This window comes from Spongisporangium articulatum (genome assembly GCF_044465595.1).
In the GTDB taxonomy this organism is placed as follows: Bacteria; Actinomycetota; Actinomycetes; order Actinomycetales; family Kineosporiaceae; genus Spongisporangium; species Spongisporangium articulatum.
Genome location: NZ_JBITLV010000007.1, coordinates 39,786 through 56,415 on the forward strand (window position 1 = coordinate 39,786; position 16,630 = coordinate 56,415).

Consider the following 16,630-nt stretch of genomic DNA (forward strand, 5'->3'; position numbering starts at 1 on the left):
TCACCAATCACATGATCATGGGGGCAGGGTGCCGGACAGTGCACGGGTGACCGTGGACCCGCTCGGACCGTTCGGCAACCCGGACGGTTCGCGCGCCGAGATCGACCGGCTGCTGGGTGATTTCGTCGACTTCGGGCACGACAACGCGTTCGGCGCCCTGGCCACCCGGGCCGAGGACTCGACCGCCCGGGTCATCGCCGGGAAGCTCGGGGCGGGCAAGACCGTCTACCTGCGCCGGTTGCAGGACCACCAGGCCCGGCAGGCCTCGGTGTACGCGGACGTGCCGCGGCAGGACCCGCCGAGCACCGAGGTCATCGTCCGGGCCTGCCAGTGGTTCTCGGGGCAGGTGCTGGTCGAGAAGTGGATGCAGATCTGGTCGCGGGCCATCCTGCGGGCGGTCGTCTCGCACCTGCTGCTGCGCGCCGAGCTGCGCGTGCACGTGCCCGACCTGCACCTGGCCGACCTGGAGACCGGCTACACCGAACTGCTCGGGAAGTACCGGCGGCCGCGCTCGATCTACAACCAGGTGCGCGAGATCATCAACGACTGCCACACCGCGGGCGAGCTGACCCGGTTCCTGGACAACCCGCTGTGGGACGACCTGGAGGACGTGCTCGGCGAGGTGATCGCCCACTGCCCGCCGCTGTACTTCTACCTCGACGCGGTGGACGAGGAGTTCGGGCACGCGCCGATGTACTGGCTGAAGTGCCAGGAGGGGCTGTTCTACCAGGTCATGCGCATGCTGCGGGACCACCGGTTCGGGGGCCGGCTGCACGTGGTGGTGTCGATCCGGGACATCGTGATGTCGTCGGTGCGCCGCTCCGAACACGCCCCCCGCTACCACGACGAGCCGCACCTGCGGGTGCTCACCTGGGACGCCGACGCGCTCACCTACCTGCTGCAGGACAAGGTGCGCCGGCTGCCCGAGGAGTTCGTCATGCGACGAACCACCGGCGACGCGACGCTGGCCGACTGGCTCGGCCTGGGCTCGCTGACCAATGAGTGGGGCGTGCGCGAACGGGTCGAGGAGTACATCATCCGGCACACCCGGATGATCCCCCGCGACGTCGTCTCGGTCGGCAACGAACTGGCCGCGGAAGTGTTGCGGCAGAAGCGGAACCGGCGCGCGAAGGTGCCGGAGGACGTCGTCCGGCAGGTCGTCGTCCGGGCCGCGAAGCGGTTCGGCGACTCACAGCTGGCGCAGTGTGCGAACCAGGTCTCCTCCGACCTGATGCCGCACGGGGCGGCCACCCACACGTACTCCGAGCTGTACACCAGCACCCAGTCGTACATCGCCGGTGTGCAGGACGAGATGCGTTCCATCGTGCGGCTGGTCGGCGCGGCCCGGTTCCCCCGGGCCGACCTCGAGGGGCTGCGCGAGATCGCCGACCCGCACTTCGAGTCGGCCACCGACCTCGGCACGGTGCTGTGGATGAACGGCCTGCTCGGCTACCTCGACGACGGCGGCCGCGAGGTCTTCTACACCCTCGGCGACGTCGACGAGTTCAAGCTGCCGGCCGACGTGGTGACCTACGTCGTCCACCCGTGCCTGGCCGCCAGCGTCGGGCTCGGCACCTCCGGCGCCGCGCTCCGGGAGGCCTGAGCGTGGCCGCCAGAGCACCTGCGGTGCGGACTATCTCGTGCACCGGGTGGCCCGAGTTCAAACGCGACTTCTTCCTCGAACTGTTCGGCGACGGGCACTTCCGCCGCGAGCGCTACCTGTTCCGCGGCGCCGGGGACGCCGACTGGCGGCTGGCCACCGCGTTCGACCGCCGGTTCGCCGCCGTCCCGTTGCCCGAACGCCTGAAGCTGTGGGACTCGCTGCTCGCGCAGTGGCGGGCCGGGTGCCTGGAGGCCGGGGTGGCGCGCGAGGTGGTGGACGACGACCGCGCGCTGGCCGCGCTCGGCCAGCACCACGGGCTGCCCACCCGGCTGCTCGACTGGTCGTTGAGCCCGTACGTCGCGGCGTTCTTCGCGTTCCGGTCGCACCTGCTGCGTGGCCCGGACACGATCGGCTCGCAGGTCGCCGTGTGGGCGCTGCACCTGGACAACCCGGTGTGGCGCGGCGGCGACGGCGGCGTGGAGGTGGTCACCGCCCCGGGCGGCGGCAACACCCGGCTGCAGAACCAGGGCGGCCGGTTCACGCTGTGCCGGGCGGCGACGTCCAGCCTCGAGGAGTACGTCGAGCGGGTCGCCGAGGGCGTGGCCCTGACCCGCTGCCTGCTCCCGGCCGCCTGCGCCGCCGAGGCCCTGGCCGACCTCGACGCCATGGGCGTCACCGACCACCAGCTGTTCCCGGACCTCGACGGGTTGGCCGACATGGCCACCATGCGGGCCGCCCTCGCGGCGCGACCTGGCCCTTAAGGCTTGCTCGAGGCCGCCTGTCCCCCGCGCGTCGTGCCCGACTGTTCCGATCCGTCACCGTACGCTGCCGACGTGGCGGTGCGGGAGATTCCCAGCGGGGCGCCTGAGGCTTTCCTCAGGGCCTCCGCCGAGGTGCGCGCGTCCGTCTCCGCCCCCTCGATGCGACCCGAGGTCGAGTTCGAGGAGGTGCCGGCCCCGCAGCGCATCGCGCCCTACGCACTGGCCCTGTCGGCCGACGTCGTGCTCGACGACGAGGAGCTGGCCACCGGCCGGTTCGTCCTGCTGCACGACCCGTCGGAGCCGGAGTCGTGGGAGGGGCCGTTCCGGATCGTCTCGTTCGTGAAGGCGGCGCTGGAACCCGAGATGGGTGCCGACCCGATGCTCGGCCAGGTCGGCTGGTCGTGGCTGACCGACGCGTTGGCCGACGACTCCGCCGGTCACCTGGCCGCCGGGGGCACCGTCACCCGGGTGCTGTCGGAGACGTTCGGCGAGCTGGCCGGCCCGGCCGGGACCGTGGACATCGAGATCCGGGCCTCCTGGACGCCGTTGGGCCCGCTCGGTGCCCACCTCACCGCCTGGGCCACGCTGCTGTGCACGGTCGCCGGGCTGCCGCCGTTGCCCCCTGGAGTCACCGCCCTGCGGCGGTAGACTGCTGCGTACGCCGAACCTTCGGAGGTGCTCGGATGAGCGTCGGAGCCCGCGAGCCGCTGCTGCGGCACATCCTGGGTGACCTCCTGCGTCGCCGCCGCCACGAGCAGAAGCGGACGCTGGCCGACGTGGCCACGGAGGCCCAGATCTCGATGCCGTACCTGTCCGAGGTCGAGCGCGGGCTGAAGGAGGCCTCCTCCGAGGTGCTGGCCGCCGTCTGCCGGGCCCTGGGCATCGGCGTCGGCGACCTGTTGGCCGAGGCGACCGCCGAGTTCGCCCTGCTGCGCCAGCCGCTCGTGGTCACCACCATCACCGAGCCGGCGCCGGTCGGCTTCGCGCCGCAGTCCGGCTACGGCTCGGTCTCCCTGCTCGCCGCCTGAGTGCTCAGCCGACCATCGTCAGGGTCGCGCCGTACGAGTTCGGGTAGTCGACCGGGATCTCCGCCGGGCCTGCGACCAGCCTCTCCGGTACAGCAGCCTTCGTCGTGAAGGTGCCCTCGTCGTCGACCGTCACCTCGCTGAGGAAGTAGCGGCCCGACACCGTGATCACGTCGCCCCCCGCCGCCGAGGCCGGCTGTACCGGGTCGACGCCGGGCGCCGCGCACCCACCCGGCTCGCCCGTCGAATCGCACCCGGCCATTGCCAGGGCGACCAAGAGCGCGGGGACCAGCCGGGCCCGTCCCATCATCCACCCATTGCCGGTGCCCCTCACGCCGAGTGTGACGTCCATGCACCGAAAAGGAGCCCCGAACGCCGAGTGTGGTGCATACGCATCACACTCGGCGAGGCTCCGACGCCGCGGGCAGTGATGAGGTCAAGGCCGCCGGATTCCATGAACACGAAAACGCCCATGATCATGAGGAGGGTCAGGCGGGGACGAGCTTGCGGCTCGTGACGATCTCGTCGGCCAGGCCGTACTCGATCGCCTCGGTCGCCTCGAAGATCCGGTCGCGGGCGGTGTCGCGGCGCAGGCGCTCGACGTCCTGACCGGTGTGGCGGGCCAGCAGCTTCTCCAGCTGGCCCCGGATCCGGACGATCTCGGCCGCCTGCAACGCCAGGTCCGAGACCACACCCTGGCCACCGGACGACGGCTGGTGCAGCAGGACCCGGGAATGCTCCAGCACGAACCGTTTTCCGGGGGCACCGGCGGCGAACAGCACCGCGGCGGCCGACGCGGCCTGACCCATGCAGTAGGTGGCCACGGGCGGCTTCACGAACTGCATCGTGTCGTAGATGGCGGTCATCGCGGTGGCCGAGCCGCCGGGTGAGTTGATGTAGAGGCTGATCTCGCGCTCGGTGTCCTCGTTCTCCAGGTGCAGCAGCTGGGCCATCACCACGTTGGCCACGCCGTCGTCGATCTCGGTGCCCAGGAAGACGATCCGCTCGGTCAGCAGCCGGCTGTAGACGTCGAAGGCCCGCTCGCCGCGCGACGTCCGCTCGACGACGGTCGGGATCGTGTACTGGCCCGCCATCACAGGCCCGCCTTCCGGGCCCGGCCCGGGCGCACGTCGTCCATCGATCCGACGATCGCGTCGACCATGCCGTACTCCAGCGCCTCCCGGGCCGTGAACCAGCGGTCCCGGTCGCTGTCGGCGGTCACCGTCTCCTCGGTCTGCCCGGTGCTCTCGGCGATCAGCCGGGCCATCAGCTTCTTGGTGTAGTCGAGGTTCTCGGCCTGGATCTCGATGTCGACGGCCGTACCGCCGATGCCGCCCGAGGGCTGGTGCATCATGATCCGCGCGTGCGGCAGGGCGAACCGCTTGCCGGGCGTGCCCGCGCAGAGCAGGAACTGGCCCATGCTGGCCGCGAAGCCCATGGCCAGGGTGCTCACGTCGTTGGGGATCAGCTTCATCGTGTCGTACACCGCCAGGCCCGCGTTGACCGAACCGCCGGGCGAGTTGATATACAGGCTGATGTCGGCCTTCGGGTCCTCCGCCGACAGCAGGAGCAGCTGGGCGCAGACCCGGTTGGCCGACTCGTCGCTCACCTCCTGCCCGAGGACGACGATCCGCTGCCAGAGCAGCCGCTGGGCCAACTGGTCGTCGAAACCCGTTACGGGCGTGATGCTCTCCGTCGAACCGATTGTCATGGTTGCTCCTCGGATGCTGGGCCGGAACCGATCTCCCCACGGTGCACCGGCCGCCCGGGACCTGTCCGCAATCTCTGCCCTGGGCCGATCTGCCCACAGCAGAGCCGACTTTCACTAACGGCCGTCACTCCAGCGGGTCAAGTAGCCCGACCGGGCTGCCGAAACCCCATCCAGGACAGAACACGGCCGCGTGGGACGCACTCAGCGGCCGAAGACTTGGAGGTCGAGGTGGCAGCTCTGGTCGAGCGACCCGGCGTCGCCGTTCCGCGACCCGGCCGATTCGCGGCCATGGTCGTGGTCAACAGCCCTGCCATCAGGGAATCGGTGGCCCACACCCTGCGCGCGATGGGCGCCCGGCACGTGCTGGAGATCAGCACGGTCGCCGAGGCCCGGGCCCGAGCCAGCGCCGGCATCGCCGACCTCGTGGTCGCCGAGGCGGGCCTTCCGGACGGTTCGGGCATCGCGCTCGTCCGCGAGCTGAAGGCCGCAGGGTGGCAGCGCGGCATGGTCATCGCCACCAGCGACGACCCGTACAGCGTGCGCGCCGCGATCGGGGCCGGCATCCGCTGCTACGTCGTCTCCACCGCCGCCTCCGGCGCGCCCCGCCCGGTGGCCGAGCGCGGGGAGGGCGTCGACGCCCTGTCGGCGCGCGAGATCCAGGTGCTGCAGCTGGTCGCGGAAGGCAAGTCCAACAAGGACATCGGCGTCGCGCTGGGCCTGTCGGCCCTGACCGTGAAGAGCCACCTGGCCCGGATCGCCCGCAAGCTCGGTACGGGTGACCGCGCCGAAATGGTGGCCACCTCTCTGCGTTCCGGCGTCATCGGCTGAGGGTCGCTGATGCCGTCGTGACGGCTGAACGGCTACGGTGGCTTTGTGCCGGTTGACCATGAGGGTGGGGACGACGCGTCCCGTTCGTCCCTCGGGCCGGTCTTCCTGGACGGCACCGAGCACGTTCCCGAAGCCAAGCCGGAAGCGGAGCCCGAACCCGCCCCGGAACCCGAGGCTCCCGTCGTCCACCGGCTCGACACCCCGCGCGACGGCGTCCCGCCGGTGACGGCCGACCGGGCCTCGTACGAGGCCGCGGTCGAGGCGCTGCGCAACGGCACCGGCCCGGTGGCGGTGGACGCCGAACGGGCGTCGGGCCACCGGTACGGGCAGCGGGCCTTCCTGGTCCAGCTGCGCCGCGAGGGCGCGGGCACCGTGCTCATCGATCCGGTCGCGCTGCCCGATCTGTCCGAGCTGAACGACGCCCTCGAGGGCGTCGAGTGGATCCTGCACGCCGCCTCCCAGGACCTGCCGTGCCTCGCCGAGGTCGGGATGCGGCCGAGCTCCCTGTTCGACACGGAGCTCGGCGGCCGGATCGCCGGGTTCCCCCGCGTCGGCCTCGCCGCGATGGTCGAGTCGCTGCTCGGGCTGAGCCTGGCCAAGGAGCACTCGGCGGTCGACTGGTCGACCCGGCCGCTGCCCGAACCCTGGCTGCGCTACGCGGCGCTCGACGTCGAGGTCCTCGACGACCTGCGCGCGAAGGTGCTGGAGGAGCTCGACCGGCAGGGCAAGCTCGAATGGGCCCGCGAGGAGTTCGCCGCCGTGGCCGCGGCTCCGCCGCCGCCCCCGCGCATCGACCCGTGGCGGCGCACGTCGGGCATGCACCGGGTGCGGGACCGGCGCAAGCTGGCCGCCGTCCGCGAGCTGTGGAACTCACGCGACGCGCTGGCCCGCGAGCGCGACGTCTCCCCCGGGCGGATCATGCCCGACTCCGCCATCGTCGAGGCGGCGATCAACCTGCCGACCAGCGTCCAGGCCCTGGTCGCGTTGCCCGGTTTCTCCGGGCGTGGCTCGAAGCGGCACGCGAGCCGTTGGTTCGAGGCCATCGAGCGCGCCCGCGCCCTGCCGGATGCGGCGTTGCCGCCGCACACCGTGCCCGGGGACGGCCCGCCGAACCCGCGGGTCTGGGCGGATCGCGACCCGGACGCCGCCGCGCGCCTGGCCGCGGCCCGCGCCGCGGTCACGGGGCTGGCCGAGGAACTCAACATCCCGGCCGAGAACCTGATCTCACCCGACCTGGTCCGCCGGCTGTGCTGGACGCCGCCGGCCCCCGCCGACGAGGAGCGCGTGGGTCTGGCGCTGCGCGCCTACGGTGCCCGTCAGTGGCAGGTCGACCAGCTCGCCGCCGCCCTCACCGAGGCCCTGACCGCCAAGGCCGAATAGCCGCTGGGACGACCTGTGAGTCCCCTACGTGTCTCCCGTCACTCCCCCGGCAGGCGCGAGGTAAGCAAGCGTTCAGTAACCTGATTTCGCGACGGGGCCGTCCGGGCCCAGCGTCGGTCCATCCCCAGGAGGACATGTGTTCGGCTCCCTCCGCGACGTCGTCTTCGTCGACGGCGTCCGCACCCCGTTCGGAAAGGCCGGTAAGAAGGGCATCTACGCCCAGACCCGCGCCGACGACCTCGTCATCGCCTGCATCCGCGAGCTGGTGCGCCGCCACCCCGAGCTGCCGCCCGAGCGGATCGAGGAGGTGGCCATCGCCGCCACCACCCAGATCGGCGACCAGGGCCTGACCCTCGGCCGCACGGCCGCGCTGCTGGCCGGCCTTCCCAAGACCACGCCCGGCTTCTCGATCGACCGCATGTGCGCGGGCGCGATGACCGCGGTGACCACGACGGCCTCGGGTGTCGCGATCGGCGCCTACGACGTCGTCCTGGCCGGCGGCGTCGAGCACATGGGCCGCCACCCGATGGGTGAGGGCGTCGACCCGAACCCGCGGTTCGTCGCCGAGAAGCTCGTCGACCAGTCCGCCCTGGTCATGGGCCAGACCGCGGAGAACCTGCACGACAAGTTCCCGGGCATCACCAAGGAGCGCACCGACGCCTTCGCCGTGGCCAGCCAGGCCAAGGTCGCCGCGGCCTACGAGGCCGGGCGGATCCAGAAGGACCTCGTGCCGGTCGCCATCCGCAGCGAGGAGCTGGGCTGGGGCCTCGCCACCCGGGACGAGCCGCCGCGCCCGGGCACCACGATGGCCGACCTGGCCGACCTGAAGACCCCGTTCCGCCCGCACGGCCGGATCACCGCGGGCAACGCGGCCGGTCTGAACGACGGTGCGACCGCGGCGATCCTGGCCGCCTCCGAGGTCGCCGAGGAGCTCGGCCTGCCGGCGAAGATGCGCATGGTCGGCTACGCCTTCAAGGGCGTCGAGCCGGAGATCATGGGCTACGGCCCGGTGCCGGCCACCGAGCAGGTGCTGGCCCGGACCGGCCTGACGATCGACGACATCGGCCTGTTCGAGATCAACGAGGCGTTCGCCGTCCAGGTGCTCTCGTTCCTCGACTACTACGGGATCAAGGACGACGACGAGCGGGTCAACCCCGACGGCGGCGCCATCGCGATCGGCCACCCGCTGGCGTCGTCCGGCGTCCGGCTGATGACCCAGCTGGCCCGGCACTTCGAGACCCGCACCGACGTCCGGTACGGCCTGACCAGCATGTGCATCGGCATCGGCATGGGCGGGACCGTCATCTGGGAGAACCCGCACCACAAGGACTACGGCAAGGGGACCAAGGCGTGAGCACCTCCTCGATCGACAACACCGAACTGCGCGCCCGCGCCGAGGCCGCGCTGCCCGACGAGGTCGTGACCCACGCGATCGTGCGGGACGTCGAGCTCCCCGAGGGTGCGGGCACGCTGGCCCTGATCACCCTCGACAACGGGTTCGACCACACCAAGCCGTCGACCTTCGGGCCGAAGGGGCTGTTCAGCCTGGAGGCCGCCCTCGACGCGGTGACCAAGCGCGCCGAGGCGGGCGAGATCGTCGCCGTCGGCGTCACCGGCAAGCCGTTCATCTTCGCCGTCGGTGCCGACCTGGGCATGGTCAAGGCCGGTAACGACCGCGCGGACGCGCTGTTCGTCGGCCAGCTCGGGCACGGCCAGTTCCGCCGGCTCGGCGAGCTGCCGGTCCCGACGTTCGCGTACGTGAACGGGGCGGCGATGGGCGGCGGCGTGGAGATCGCGCTGCACTGCACGTACCGCACGCTGTCGAGCGGCATTCCGGCGCTGGCGCTGCCGGAGTGCTTCCTCGGGCTGGTCCCGGGTTGGGGCGGCACGTACCTGCTGCCGAACCTGATCGGGCCCGCCAAGGCGCTCGAGGTGATCATCACCAACCCGCTGAACCAGAACAAGATGCTCAACGGCGTGAAGGCCTTCGAGCTCGGCATCGGCGACGCGATCTTCGAGCCGGCCGACTTCCTGGCCCAGTCGCTGCACTGGACCTCCGCGGTCCTGCGCGGCGAGATCGTGGTCTCCCGGCCCGAGATCGACCGCTCCGAGGAGACCTGGGAGGCAGCGGTCTCCGCGGCCCGGGCCTTCACCGACCTGAAGGTCAGCGGCGCCGCCCCGGCCCCGTACAAGGCGCTCGAGCTGGTCTCGCTGGCCCGCACGGCCGACCGCGACGCGGGCTTCGCCGCCGAGGACGAGGCGCTGGCCGACACCGCGCTGTCCGAGGAGGTCCGGGCCGGGCTCTACGCCTTCGACCTGGTGATGAAGCGGGCCAAGCGTCCGGTCGGGGCGCCCGACAAGTCGCTGGCCCGTCCGGTCACCACGATCGGCGTCGTCGGCGCCGGCCTGATGGCCTCGCAGCTGGCCCTGCTGTTCGTCCGCCAGCTGAAGGTCCCGGTCGTGATCACCGACCTCGACCAGGCCCGGGTCGACAAGGGTCTCGCCTACATCCACGCCGAGATCGACAAGGTGGCCGCTCGCGGGCGCCTGAACGCCGACGGCGTGAACCGGCTGAAGGCGCTCGTCACCGGCGCGACCGACAAGGCGGCCTTCGCGGACGCCGACGTCGTGATCGAGGCCGTGTTCGAGGAGATGTCGGTGAAGAAGAAGGTCTTCGCCGAGGTCGAGGCGGTCGTCTCCGACACCTGCCTGCTGCTGACCAACACGTCCTCGTTGTCGGTCACCGAGATGGCCTCGCAGCTGCAGCACCCCGAGCGGGTCGTGGGCTTCCACTTCTTCAACCCGGTCGCCGTCCTCCCGCTGCTGGAGATCGTCCGGGGCGAGAAGACCGACGACGCCTCGCTGGCCACGGCCTTCGCGCTGTCGAAGAACATCAAGAAGACCTCGGTGCTGGTGAAGGACGCCCCGGCGTTCGTCGTCAACCGGCTGCTGACCCGCTTCCTCGGCGAGGTCACCTCGTCGCTGGACGAGGGCACGGACCCGTACGTGGCCGACCGGGCCCTGGCGCCCCTGGGCCTGCCGATGTCGCCGTTCGTCCTGCTGCAGCTGGTCGGCCCCGCCATCGCGCTGCACGTGGCGGAGACGCTGAACGGCCACTACCCGGAGCGTTACCACGTCTCGGAGAACCTGAAGCGGCTCGTGGCCGCCGGCAAGCCCGGCATCTGGTCGTGGGGCGCGGACGGCAAGCCGTACCTGGACGACGAGACCAAGGCGCTGTTCGAGGTCGGCGACAACCCGCAGACCGAGGAGCAGCTGCGTGAGCGGGCGCTGAAGGCGATCGCCGAGGAGATCGACATCATGCTGAAGGAAGGCGTGGTGAGCGGTCCGCAGGAGATCGACCTCTGCATGATCACGGGCGCGGGCTGGCCGTTCCACCTCGGTGGGGTCACGCCGTACCTCGACCGCTCCGGCATCACCGAGGCCGTACGCGGCGAGCGGTTCCTGCCGGCCGGTGAGTCGACCTTGCCGGAGGGCGTGCACGCCTGAGTCACCCGTACCACCACGAACGCCGCGTTCCCGGACATCGGGGGCGCGGCGTTCGTGCGTTCGGGCCCGCACCGTCGTCGGAACGATCGTCGAGATCATCGAGAAGGCACAGGACACAATCGGTTACCAGCCGGGGGAAATTCGGTGTGCCTGCGAGACAACGTCGCTTTCTGTGATTACCGTTCGGTACATGCCAGGCCTCGACGTCGCCGCCATGCGACGCTGCGTGCTGGCCGTGAGCGTGCTCTCGGACATCGATGTGGAGCCCGCCGACGGCGGGGTCGTGCTGCCCGGCGCCACCCCATGGATGGTCTCCTGGACGGCCGTGGCGATGGCCATGGGCACCTCGACGGCCGGGCACGAGTCGGCCATCGGCATCGACGAGATCGAGGACGGCGCGCGCCGCCGGGTCGAGACCCTGCTCCGGCTGCACGTTCTCATCACGGAGCTCGGCTCCGAGGCCCAGCACCGGTTCCACTCGGCCGGCCGCCTGGTCGCCCTGCCCGCCGGGCACGCCGAGCATCCCGGCTCGCAGTGGACCCGCGAGATCCTGCGCGGCGGCGCGCTCGAGCTGGGCATCGGCGTGCACGGGCTGCTCGAGGGGTCGGACGTCGTGGTGCCGCTGCCGCCGTCGGTCACCGCCCGCCTGGGGATCCCGGTCGAGTCGTGGTGGCCCGAGGTCCGCGACCACGCCGACCGGATGGGCGCACTGGCCTCCTCGCGGCTGCGCCGGGACGGCGACACGGCGGTGATCCGCCCGGTCGGCGGCTGCGACGTGCTGGCCCTGCTGAGTTCCCGCACCCTGCGCCGGCATCTGGCCGCCGTCGACGGCTCGGGGCTCTGCACGGTGGCCGTCCCGACCCGCCGCCGCGGCTGGTACGACCTGCGCCACCACGACCCGGCCTTCGTCGCGGCCGCCTGGTCCCTGACCCCGCCGCCGATGCGCGGCAACGTCAAGCCGCTCCTGGTCACGTCCCACGAGGTGCAGCAGCCGATCAGCGTCGACCCGCCGCGCGCGGGTGCCTCGCAGCCCGAGTAGCCGCGGCGGGGCCGGCACAGGCCGGAACCGTTTCGAAATGCCCATTCCGGGCGCGGACTTACCTTCGGGTAATGACGACCACGACCGTCGGCGACGTCACCGTCCGCGGCATCAGCACCGGCGGGCCCGAGCACGAGTACCGCCAGGGCGAGGTGCGCTCCGTGGCCGCCTCCGTCTACTCGGACACCACCGCCCCCGCCCACCTCTCGGTCTTCGAGAACGCGGCGATCGACCGCCGCCGGTTCGCCATGCCGCTCGAGTGGTACGCGACCCCGCACGGGTTCGGTGAGCGCAACGACGCCTACCGGCGGGTCGCCCTGCAGCTGGCGGAGGAGCACGCCCGGCGGGCGATCGAGGCGGCGGGCTGGAGCGCCGAGGACGTCGATGCCGTGGTGTTCGTCTCCAGCACCGGGGTGAGCACGCCCAGCCTGGACGCCGACCTCGTCGGCCGCCTCGGGCTGCGCACGTCGGTCGCCCGGCTGCCGCTGTTCGGTCTGGGGTGTGCCGGCGGAGCCGCGGGTCTGGCCCGGGCGGCCGATCTCGTCCGGGCCGGCTACGAGCACGTGCTGCTGGTAGCGGTCGAGCTGTGCAGCACGACATTCGTGCTGGACGACGACTCGGCGGCCAATTTCATCGGCACGGCGCTGTTCGCCGACGGGTGCGCGGCCGTGACCGTCGGCCCGGCCGCCGGCCGGGGCCCCGAGCTCGCCCACGTGCTGCACGCCCACAGCCTCACGGTCCCGGACACCTCCTGGCTGACCGGGTGGGACGTGCAGGACGAGGGGTTCCGGCTGCGGCTCGCGAAGGAGATCCCCGAGGCCATGGCCGCGGCGCTGCGTCCGGCGGTGGACGACGCCCTCGAGACCGCCGGCTGGAAGCTCGACGATCTCGACGCGGTCGCCCTGCATCCCGGCGGGGCGAAGGTGATCACGGGGTACCAGGCCGTGCTCGGTCTGTCCGACGACCTGCTCGACCCGGTCCGGACGGTGCTGCGCGAGCACGGCAACATGAGCAGCCCGACGGTGCTGTTCGTCCTCGACGAGCTGCTGCGCCGGAAGACGACGGGCAACACGCTGATGAGCGCCAGCGGCCCGGGTTTCGCCCTCGAGCACCTGCTGCTGTGGCTGCCCTGAGCGCCGCGCGCGTGGCGCGCCCAGTGGTCGCCGCCCTGGTGGCGGCGCGGCTGGCCGAGCTGCGGGTGGCCCGCCGCAACGAAGCGGCCCTGCGCGCCACCGGGGCCCGCGAGCACGGCGCGGCGCACTTCCCGGCCTTCTTCGTCCTGCATCCGGCCTGGCTGCTCGGGATGCTGTTCGAACCCCGCCCCGACGAGGCCCGTCCGCGGTGGCCCCTGCTGGCGGCCCTGGCCGGGACGCAGGCCGTGCGGATGTGGACCATGCGCACGCTGGGCGAGCAGTGGACCACCCGCATCCTCATCACGCCGGGCCGGGAGCGGGTGACCGGCGGCCCCTACCGGTGGCTGCGCGACCCGGCCTACGCCGCCGTCGCCGTCGAGGTGGTGTGCGCTCCGCTGGCCCTGCGGGCGCCCCGCACGGCCCTCGCGGCCGGTCTCGCCAACGCCGCGCTTCTGGCGATCCGGATCCCGGCCGAGCACCGGGCGGAGTCGACGCGCGACGTCCCGAGCCGCCCGGTCGGCTAGGTCGCCTCCGGAGAAGGCCTGCGCCGGAAAGCTTCCCAGGTGCCGAACACGACATCGGCCGCCTGCCCGGCCCCGCCGGTCCGGCGCAGGTCGTCGCCGAGGGCCCGGGCCGCCGCCCGGGCCGCCGGGGCGAGGGCCCAGCGGATCGCCGCGGACAGGGTGGCCAGGTCGGGCCGCCGGACGACGGTGGCCGCCCCGAGCGCGCTCAGCCGGGCGCCGACCACGGGCTGGTCGGCGGCCTGCGGCACCACGACCAGCGGGACGGCGCGCCACAGCGCCTCGTGGACCCCGTTCAGCCCGCCGTGCGTCACGAAGACCCGGGCCCGCTCGAGGACGGCGGTCTGCGGCACGTCGTGCTGCACGATCGTCCCGGGCGGCAGCTTCCCCAGGTCGGCGGCGCTCAGCCCCGGCCCGACCCCGACGACGGGGCGCAGCCCGGCCGCCGCCAGTGCCTGCGCCGCGTTCGACAGCACCCGGGGGCGGTTCCAGTACACGGTGCCGAGCGAGACGTAACCGACCGGGTTGTCACCGTCCAGGGCCTGCGCGAGGTCGGACCCGGCGGGCACGGAACCGGGCCGCTGCGCGGCGGTCGGGCCGACGAGATGCACCCCCGCGTCGAGGCGTCCGCCCGGTTGGAGCCCGGCCGAGGTGTAGACGAGCGTCGCGTCGCCACGGTTGGACAGCAGGCGCAGCGGCCCGCCGAGCGACACCCCGTGGGCCCGGCGCACCTGTCGGACCGCCGCCCCCAGGCGCCGCAGCACGGGCAGGCCCCGCCCCACCTGGCGCACGCCGTCCACCAGGGCCCGCGGGTCGGCCCCCAGCCCCGCGCCCACCAGGAAGCTGCTGGTCGAGGTCACCACCGGCAGGCGCCGCAGCGATCCGGCCACCCGCCCCCAGGGGGCCATCGAGTCGACGAGCAGCACGTCGGGGCGTGTCCGGTCGATCAGGGCCAGCGTCACGCCCAGCAAGGGGTCGGCCGTCCAGGTCGCCAGGTCGGCGGCCACCCGCAGGAAGTTGTCCGACGGTTCCTGGACGGCGTCGTCGAAGTCGGCCGGGTAGTCGTGCACGCTCAGCCCCAGGTCGGCGAACGTGCGGGTGTCGCGGCGCCCGGCCAGGACGTCGACGTGCGACCCCCGGGCCACCAACTCGGCGAGGACCGGCGTCAGGGGCATCACATGGCCGGTGATGGGCAGCGTGACAGCCAGTACGCGGGGCGGTTCCACCCGGTCATCGTGAGGGCAACCCGACGGCGGGGCCACCTCACCCGTCGCGGTGCAGGCCGGCCTCCCGGGCCGCGACGATGGCCTGGGCCCGGTCGGGCACGTCGAGCTTGCGGAACACGGAACTGACGTAATTGCGCACCGTCTTGTCGCTGATCGACAGCGCCTGCGCGATCGCGCCGTTCGACAGGCCCTGGGCCATCAGGCGCAGCACGTTGCGCTCACCGCTGGTCAGCCCGCCGAACGGTTCCGCGCAACCGCGGCGGCCGCCGACCGAGCCGAGCAGCCGGCCCGCGACCGACGCGCCGAAGATCGCCTCACCGCGGGCGGCGGCGCGGATCGCCCGCACCAGGTCCTCGGCCTCGCTGTCCTTCAGCACGTAGCCCCGGGCCCCGGACCGCACGGCGGTGAACAGCGACTCGTCGTCCTCCGCCATGGTCAGCACGAGAACCGCCACCCCGGGCGCCTTCTCGGCCAGCTCGGCGGTGGCGGCCAGTCCCCCGCCGCCGGGCATCTGCAGGTCCATCAGGACGACGTCGGGCTGGGTCTGCAGGGTCAGCGCCACCGCAGAGGGCGCATCGGCCGCCTCCCCGACCACCTCGATCCCGCCGGTGACGGCCAGCAGCGCCTTCACGCCGTCCCGGAACAACCGGTGGTCGTCGGCCACCAGGACGCTCACCACGTCTGTCATTCCGCTCCCCCTCGACGCAACGGCAGCGTCGCCATGATCCGCGTCCCGGTGCCGTCGGTGCCCGGCCCGGCGACGAACGTCCCCCGCAGCTCCTCCGCACGCTCGCGCATCCCGGCCAGCCCGACTCCGGGCACGAGCGGTTCGGGCAGGCCGCGCCCGTCGTCCAGCACGGTCAGCACGGCCCGCTCGTCGTCGACCGCGATGTGCACGGACACGGTCGCGGCACCGGAGTGCCGGCCGGCGTTGGCCAGCGCCTCCGCGGCGATCCGGTAGAGCGCCACCTCCGCGGCGGCGGGCAGGTCGGGCAGGTTCCCCGCCTCCACGCGGACGTCGATCCCGGCCTGGTCGCCCAGCTCCTCGGCGCGGGCCCCGACGGCGGCGCGCAGGCCCAGCTCGTCGAGCGCCGCGGGGCGCAGGTCGTAGACGAGATCCCGCACGGAGGCGGCGGTCTCGCGAACGTCGCCGCGCAGGCGGGCGGCCAGCTGCACCGCCTCGTCGGGGCGGGCCGGGATCAACTGCTCCAGCGCGGCCAGGTGCAGGCGCAGCGAGGCCAGGGTGGGGCCGAGACCGTCGTGCAGGTCGCGACGGATCCGGCGGCGCTCCTCCTCCCGGGCCGTGATCACCGCGGCCCGGCTGAGCAGGACCTGCTCGGCGGCCCGCGCCGCGTGCAGCACGATGCCCAGCTGGGCGGCGAGGTCGGTCAGGAGGTCCGCGTCCGGCCCCGGCAGGGCCCGGTCGTGCGCCCGGGGCAGCACCAGCAGCGTGCCGACCGGCTCGCCCGCGAAGGTGAGCGGCACGCGGACCAGGCGGGCGTCGTCCGGCCGGTCCCCGGGTTCGTCCCCGGTGACGATCGCCGCGTAGGGCAGGCGCAGCCGCCGGGCGATCTGCGCAGCCAGTTGCGTCGAGACATCCTCCGCCGCAGGGGCTTCGGGTTCGCCAAGACGGCGACCCGCGGCCGCGATCAGCCCGGCGGCGTCGTCCGGGTGCGAGAACAGCACCCCGTCGACCCGGGGCCGCAGCCACCCGTGCAGGGGGACGGCGCTCAGCACGCCGAGGCCCACGCCCACCGCCAGCGCCCACACCGGGAGGCTGTCGCTCTCGGCGTCGACGCCGGCCACGGCGAGCATGACGACGACGATGGCGCAGACCCACGTCGCGAGAAGCGCGTAGGTCAGTGCCACCGCCGCCAGACGGTCGCGCAGGCTCAA

At 72.9% G+C, this 16,630-nt stretch carries 17 protein-coding genes; 11 read left to right on the forward strand and 6 right to left on the reverse strand.

From position 1 onward, the window contains the following. Positions 1 to 46: 46 nt before the first annotated feature. The 4 genes from ACIB24_RS19265 to ACIB24_RS19280 all read left to right on the forward strand — a co-directional run bounded on the left by ACIB24_RS19265 (position 47) and on the right by ACIB24_RS19280 (position 3,392). Positions 47 to 1,603, forward strand: coding sequence for a hypothetical protein (locus ACIB24_RS19265; RefSeq protein ID WP_398283706.1), 1,557 nt, complete (start codon positions 47 to 49; stop codon positions 1,601 to 1,603). A gap of 23 nt (positions 1,604 to 1,626) precedes the next feature. After that, the gene (locus ACIB24_RS19270; RefSeq protein WP_398283708.1) at positions 1,627 to 2,364 is read left to right on the forward strand and encodes an FRG domain-containing protein; all 738 of its coding nucleotides are present in this window, start codon (positions 1,627 to 1,629) and stop codon (positions 2,362 to 2,364) included. Positions 2,365 to 2,436: 72 nt separating this feature from the next. Further along, a complete protein-coding gene (locus tag ACIB24_RS19275; RefSeq protein WP_398283710.1) occupies positions 2,437 to 3,012 on the forward strand; it encodes a DUF3000 domain-containing protein in 576 nt (191 codons plus the stop codon). 35 nt (positions 3,013 to 3,047) lie between these two features. Further along, on the forward strand, positions 3,048 to 3,392 hold the full coding sequence (locus ACIB24_RS19280; RefSeq protein ID WP_398283712.1) for a helix-turn-helix domain-containing protein: 345 nt from the start codon (positions 3,048 to 3,050) through the stop codon (positions 3,390 to 3,392). A gap of 4 nt (positions 3,393 to 3,396) precedes the next feature. On the opposite strand, the gene ACIB24_RS19285 is transcribed toward ACIB24_RS19280, so the two are convergent. The 3 genes from ACIB24_RS19285 to ACIB24_RS19295 form a co-directional block, all read right to left on the reverse strand. Continuing rightward, positions 3,397 to 3,696 carry a hypothetical protein gene (locus ACIB24_RS19285; protein ID WP_398283714.1) on the reverse strand — a complete coding sequence of 100 codons (300 nt, stop codon included), beginning with the start codon at positions 3,694 to 3,696 and terminating at the stop codon, positions 3,397 to 3,399. A 181-nt stretch (positions 3,697 to 3,877) separates the two neighbouring features. Beyond that, entirely contained in the window at positions 3,878 to 4,483 is a 606-nt protein-coding gene (locus tag ACIB24_RS19290) for a ClpP family protease (protein WP_398283716.1), read from the reverse strand. Further along, the gene (locus ACIB24_RS19295) at positions 4,483 to 5,100 is read right to left on the reverse strand and encodes a ClpP family protease (RefSeq protein WP_398283718.1); all 618 of its coding nucleotides are present in this window, start codon (positions 5,098 to 5,100) and stop codon (positions 4,483 to 4,485) included. Before ACIB24_RS19295 ends, ACIB24_RS19290 begins: the two co-directional genes overlap by 1 nt. A 288-nt stretch (positions 5,101 to 5,388) precedes the next feature. On the opposite strand from ACIB24_RS19295, the gene ACIB24_RS19300 reads away from it, so the two are divergent. The 7 genes from ACIB24_RS19300 to ACIB24_RS19330 all read left to right on the forward strand — a co-directional run bounded on the left by ACIB24_RS19300 (position 5,389) and on the right by ACIB24_RS19330 (position 13,511). Then, positions 5,389 to 5,928 carry a response regulator transcription factor gene (locus ACIB24_RS19300; RefSeq protein WP_398284118.1) on the forward strand — a complete coding sequence of 180 codons (540 nt, stop codon included), beginning with the start codon at positions 5,389 to 5,391 and terminating at the stop codon, positions 5,926 to 5,928. Positions 5,929 to 6,033: 105 nt separating this feature from the next. After that, the gene (locus ACIB24_RS19305) at positions 6,034 to 7,308 is read left to right on the forward strand and encodes an HRDC domain-containing protein (protein WP_398284119.1); all 1,275 of its coding nucleotides are present in this window, start codon (positions 6,034 to 6,036) and stop codon (positions 7,306 to 7,308) included. Positions 7,309 to 7,444: 136 nt separating this feature from the next. After that, the gene (locus tag ACIB24_RS19310; protein WP_398283720.1) at positions 7,445 to 8,662 is read left to right on the forward strand and encodes a thiolase family protein; all 1,218 of its coding nucleotides are present in this window, start codon (positions 7,445 to 7,447) and stop codon (positions 8,660 to 8,662) included. Beyond that, positions 8,659 to 10,815, forward strand: a complete 2,157-nt coding sequence (locus tag ACIB24_RS19315; protein ID WP_398283722.1) for a 3-hydroxyacyl-CoA dehydrogenase NAD-binding domain-containing protein — start codon at positions 8,659 to 8,661, stop codon at positions 10,813 to 10,815. The genes ACIB24_RS19310 and ACIB24_RS19315 overlap by 4 nt, the downstream gene beginning before the upstream one ends. 190 nt (positions 10,816 to 11,005) lie before the next feature. Then, positions 11,006 to 11,854, forward strand: coding sequence for a hypothetical protein (locus tag ACIB24_RS19320; protein ID WP_398283724.1), 849 nt, complete (start codon positions 11,006 to 11,008; stop codon positions 11,852 to 11,854). A 71-nt stretch (positions 11,855 to 11,925) separates the two neighbouring features. After that, positions 11,926 to 12,987 carry a type III polyketide synthase gene (locus ACIB24_RS19325; RefSeq protein ID WP_398283726.1) on the forward strand — a complete coding sequence of 354 codons (1,062 nt, stop codon included), beginning with the start codon at positions 11,926 to 11,928 and terminating at the stop codon, positions 12,985 to 12,987. Then, a complete protein-coding gene (locus tag ACIB24_RS19330) occupies positions 12,975 to 13,511 on the forward strand; it encodes an isoprenylcysteine carboxylmethyltransferase family protein (RefSeq protein WP_398283728.1) in 537 nt (178 codons plus the stop codon). The genes ACIB24_RS19325 and ACIB24_RS19330 overlap by 13 nt, the downstream gene beginning before the upstream one ends. Here the strand turns inward: ACIB24_RS19330 and ACIB24_RS19335 are convergent. Genes ACIB24_RS19335 through ACIB24_RS19345 form a run of 3 tightly spaced genes read right to left on the reverse strand, consistent with a single transcriptional unit; the run spans position 13,508 to position 16,630 of the window. Then, positions 13,508 to 14,734 carry a nucleotide disphospho-sugar-binding domain-containing protein gene (locus ACIB24_RS19335; protein WP_398283729.1) on the reverse strand — a complete coding sequence of 409 codons (1,227 nt, stop codon included), beginning with the start codon at positions 14,732 to 14,734 and terminating at the stop codon, positions 13,508 to 13,510. The two genes, ACIB24_RS19330 and ACIB24_RS19335, sit on opposite strands and share 4 nt — an antisense overlap. Before the next feature lie 37 nt (positions 14,735 to 14,771). After that, positions 14,772 to 15,422 (reverse strand): response regulator, encoded by a 651-nt coding sequence (locus ACIB24_RS19340; RefSeq protein ID WP_398283731.1) that lies wholly within the window; start codon positions 15,420 to 15,422, stop codon positions 14,772 to 14,774. Next, positions 15,419 to 16,630, reverse strand: a complete 1,212-nt coding sequence (locus ACIB24_RS19345; RefSeq protein ID WP_398283733.1) for a GAF domain-containing sensor histidine kinase — start codon at positions 16,628 to 16,630, stop codon at positions 15,419 to 15,421. Before ACIB24_RS19345 ends, ACIB24_RS19340 begins: the two co-directional genes overlap by 4 nt.

Coding starts and splice junctions, on each gene's coding strand:
- ACIB24_RS19290 (WP_398283716.1), bottom strand. CDS start 4,483: ATGGCGGGCCAGTACACGATCCCGACCGTCGTCGAGCGGACGTCGCGC.
- ACIB24_RS19340 (WP_398283731.1), bottom strand. CDS start 15,422: ATGACAGACGTGGTGAGCGTCCTGGTGGCCGACGACCACCGGTTGTTC.
- ACIB24_RS19285 (WP_398283714.1), bottom strand. CDS start 3,696: ATGGGACGGGCCCGGCTGGTCCCCGCGCTCTTGGTCGCCCTGGCAATG.
- ACIB24_RS19320 (WP_398283724.1), top strand. CDS start 11,006: ATGCCAGGCCTCGACGTCGCCGCCATGCGACGCTGCGTGCTGGCCGTG.
- ACIB24_RS19325 (WP_398283726.1), top strand. CDS start 11,926: ATGACGACCACGACCGTCGGCGACGTCACCGTCCGCGGCATCAGCACC.
- ACIB24_RS19295 (WP_398283718.1), bottom strand. CDS start 5,100: ATGACAATCGGTTCGACGGAGAGCATCACGCCCGTAACGGGTTTCGAC.
- ACIB24_RS19280 (WP_398283712.1), top strand. CDS start 3,048: ATGAGCGTCGGAGCCCGCGAGCCGCTGCTGCGGCACATCCTGGGTGAC.
- ACIB24_RS19300 (WP_398284118.1), top strand. CDS start 5,389: ATGGTCGTGGTCAACAGCCCTGCCATCAGGGAATCGGTGGCCCACACC.